Here is a 3,317-nt window from a genome sequence, read left to right as displayed (position 1 = left end):
CATCGTTCGGGAACCAGTCCCGGAACTCCTGCAACGTGCGCGGGTAGTCGACTCCGCCTAGCGGCCGTTCTTTGCTCACACCCGAAATCGTACTGCACTCAAGCAGATATGCAGAACATATGTTCGAGTCAATGATCGCGACGGTGGCCGAGCTCGACGTCGAGCCCATGCCCGGCGATGAGGGCTACGAAGCATTCAAGATCTTCGAGGCGCACAAGGACGCCTACTGGTCCGCCGTGACGCGCGGCGAGATCGCCATGATCGACGGGCTGCCGGATGTGGCCGGGTCGCGCACCGACGCCGGCTTGCTGGACGCAGGGCAGCGAGCGGAACGGTTGGTGGCGCAGGCCGAGGGCGAGAAGCTGGCCGCCGTCGCCGAGTTCGCGTTGCGCAGTATCGCCAACCCGGCCGTCGGCTACGACGAGACCGCGATGATGCGCTCGGTTGAGGCCGAGGTCGGCTTTGCCTTCCGGATCAGTTCCGCCGCGGCCCACGACCTGCTTCACCTGGCGATGACCCTGGCCCGTCGGCTCCCGCGCACCTTCGCCGCGCTGAAAAGCGGCAAGCTCGGACTGCGCAAGGTGAAGGCGATTGCGGACGAGACGCTCAACCTCGACGTGGCCCAGTGCGCGCGTCTCGAGGACACCGTGCTGCCCGAGGCCGAGACCCGCACCGTGCGGTCGCTGAAAGAGATGGTTCGCGCCGAGGTCGAGAAAATCGACGCCGACGCGGTGCGCAAGCGGCGCGAATCGGCGAAGGCCGACCGCACTCTCTACGTCAAGGACGAGCACGACGGCATGGCCACGCTGTGCCTGTACCTGCCGGCGGAGCAGGCCCGCGCCATCTACGACACCATCAACAGTCGCATCACCGCGCAGCGCACGGGCCCCGACGACGAGCGTCTGATCGGAGCTCGCCGGGCGGACCACCTGGTCGACCTGCTCGTCGCCGCCTTCGGGGTCGACCTGCGCGCTGTCGCTGACACCGACAGCCCCGTACTCACGGCCGAACAGATCGCCCGGCTCAACCGCGGCGCGAACTCTTACGTCCCCAGCGAGGCGATGAAGAACGCGATCCGCGCCCGCGACAAGCACTGCCGCTTCCCGGGTTGTCGGCGTCCCGCGGTGCACTGCGACATCGACCACACCAACTCGTTCAACCTCGCGCTCAAGGCCGGCGGCCGCACCATCTACACCAACCTCGGTGCGGTCTGTCGCTTCCACCACCAGGTCAAGCAGATGCCCGGCTGGCACCTCAGCCAGGACGATCACGGCAACTTCTCCTGGACCGATCCCGGCGGCCGGGTCTTCGTCACCCGCCCACCCCCGGCGGACGGCGACGAACCACCCGAGTTCTGGGCGCCGGAGGCCGGCGCGCACACCTACCCGTTCTAGCGTCGGGGATGAACGCCGGAGCTCAGCCGCCGCCGATGACGTAGACGATCAGGTACATCAGGAAGCCCAGGGCGATCAGTGTCGTCGTGATGGCCATGCCGGAGTCGCGCCACCAGATGTCGCCCTCGGGCTCGTCCTCGCCGAAGTCCCGGGCGGCGGTGGCGCCGGCGGCCATCACCGCGTTGCCGGCGGCCTTGTTGCGCGCCATCGCGGCCTGCCGGGTCGCCTTCGACAACGACCCGATGGTGGTGAACAGGTCGTCATCGGCCACGGCGGCACCGAGCGCGATCGCCGCCGCGGGATCAGGGATCGGGCGCGGGGTGACCCCGACGAGCTTCTCGACCGCAGTGGTCAGGTCGGGGGAGTCGGCGGCGCCGCGGCCCAGGTAGACCCCGGCCAACTGATCCGCCGTCAGGCCCGAGGCCTCGATCGTGGCGGCCAGTTCGTGAGCGGCCGCCTGCACGTCCGTCACCCCGTCCGCGTTGAACGGGTCCAGGCCGCCGGGCACCCCGACCACGACCAGGCCCCACCAGGTGTTCTCCAGCACCGCGCAGTCCAGCGCCCCGCCGGCGAGGTCGAGGATCGCCAGCCGGGCCCCGACCGGCAGGTCCTCGGTGTTCACGATGTGCTGGGCGGCCGCGACGGCCTCGGGTGCGAAGCGCACATTCTGGATGCCGGCCGTCACCGCAGCCAGCCCGAGTGCGCCCAGCTTGGGTGAACCGGTCCAGCCGGCCGGGAAGGTCAGGCGCACCTTGGTCGGCGGGGTGCCCTGGGTCCGGCAGGCCTCCTCGTGGAGGCGTTCGAGCACCGCGGCGGCGACCTCGGTGGCCGGCATGTCGAACCCGCCCAGGGTGACCTTCTCCTCCTGCAGCCGGCGCCGGGGCGCAGGCTCGAAGAACTGCGGTGACTGGGCGGCCCGCTGCGCGGCCGGGGCGCCGGCCAGGAGCCCGATCGCCGGGTCCAGGAAGACCCCGGAGGACATCGAGGTCGCGCCGTCCACCTCGACGAGCTCCGCATGTTCGCCGGCGCGGATCGCCGCGACCGACGTCGTCGAGCCGAAGTCGATCGCCAGGGTCCAGTCCGCCGGCGCGCTCATCCCCTCATTGTGCTGTCCATGTCGGTGAAGGACTCAGCGCGACCCCGCCGGTGCCCCTGACCGCGCCGGTCCTGCGGGCGCTGGAGAACGAGCTGCACTCAGTTCGACGAGCTCACCGAGCGGAGGTCGTTGAGCTCGCGGCGCACGTCCGAGCGCAGATCCCGCAGCCGCTTGAGCTCCTTGCGACCGACGCCCTTCTGACGGATGGCGTCGTTGAGCCGGTACAGGCTGCGCTGGAGGCGTCGCTCGGCGTCCTGGCTGGCCGCAGCGGTGAGCTTGCGCTCCCTGGCGTCGCGGAGCGCAATCTTGGCCGCGCTCGTGGCGGCGTCGCGCTCGGCGTCGACGGAGCTCTGGCTGGCGACGACGGAGGCGGGGCTCCCGTCGCCGCCGAAACTGCCTACGGCGACCACCGGCGCGGCGATGGCCAGCACCAGCCCCGCGGCCACGCCGGCCGCCAGGCGCGGCGAGACGGCCGTGGTCGGAACCCGCACCACGAGCGAACGCAGCGTTGTGGGGTCCAGCGCTGACCTCTCGGCGAACGCCACCGCGGCCGCCGGGTCGGGAACTCCGGCCAGGTCGAGCACCGCGATCGCCTGCGCCGGGGTCAGGCCCTCCAGGTGGAGCAGAGCGAAGGCGGCCCGGCTGGCCGGCACCATGGCGCCCAGGGCGTCCTCGACGGCCCGGTCCGCGGACGAGGCGGACTCGACGAGGCGGGCCAGCGCAGGTGGGACCCAGCCGCCGATGCGGCCCGCGTGCAGCACGTCACGGATCAGGTGGGCCCGCGAGGTGGCCGCGCTGGCCCCCTGCAGCAGGGCCTGGTGGGCCAG

General features: G+C 71.4%; 2 protein-coding genes and 1 pseudogene. 1 reads left to right on the top strand and 2 read right to left on the bottom strand.

Annotated features, from left to right (window positions below):
• Nucleotides 1–131 precede the first annotated feature (131 nt).
• Nucleotides 132–1,394 (top strand): HNH endonuclease signature motif containing protein, encoded by a 1,263-nt coding sequence (locus tag H0X00_RS22805; RefSeq protein ID WP_293775082.1) that lies wholly within the window; start codon nucleotides 132–134, stop codon nucleotides 1,392–1,394.
• Between the two features lie 22 nt (nucleotides 1,395–1,416).
• Here H0X00_RS22805 and H0X00_RS22800 read toward each other — a convergent pair whose 3' ends face one another.
• Together H0X00_RS22800 and H0X00_RS22795 are read right to left on the bottom strand one after the other, a co-directional pair.
• The gene (locus tag H0X00_RS22800; protein ID WP_293775080.1) at nucleotides 1,417–2,490 is read right to left on the bottom strand and encodes a hypothetical protein; all 1,074 of its coding nucleotides are present in this window, start codon (nucleotides 2,488–2,490) and stop codon (nucleotides 1,417–1,419) included.
• A 98-nt stretch (nucleotides 2,491–2,588) separates the two neighbouring features.
• Nucleotides 2,589–3,317, bottom strand: a pseudogene (locus H0X00_RS22795) (hypothetical protein); the annotation flags it as partial.

Origin of the sequence: Sporichthya sp., assembly GCF_013815995.1 — a bacterium.
Classification (GTDB): Bacteria; Actinomycetota; Actinomycetes; order Sporichthyales; family Sporichthyaceae; genus Sporichthya.
This window is presented reverse-complemented; position numbering and strand designations above follow the sequence as displayed.

Excerpts from the sequence above, each read along its gene's own strand:
- H0X00_RS22805 (WP_293775082.1), top strand. The coding sequence starts at position 132 with ATGATCGCGACGGTGGCCGAGCTCGACGTCGAGCCCATGCCCGGCGAT.
- H0X00_RS22800 (WP_293775080.1), bottom strand. The coding sequence starts at position 2,490 with ATGAGCGCGCCGGCGGACTGGACCCTGGCGATCGACTTCGGCTCGACG.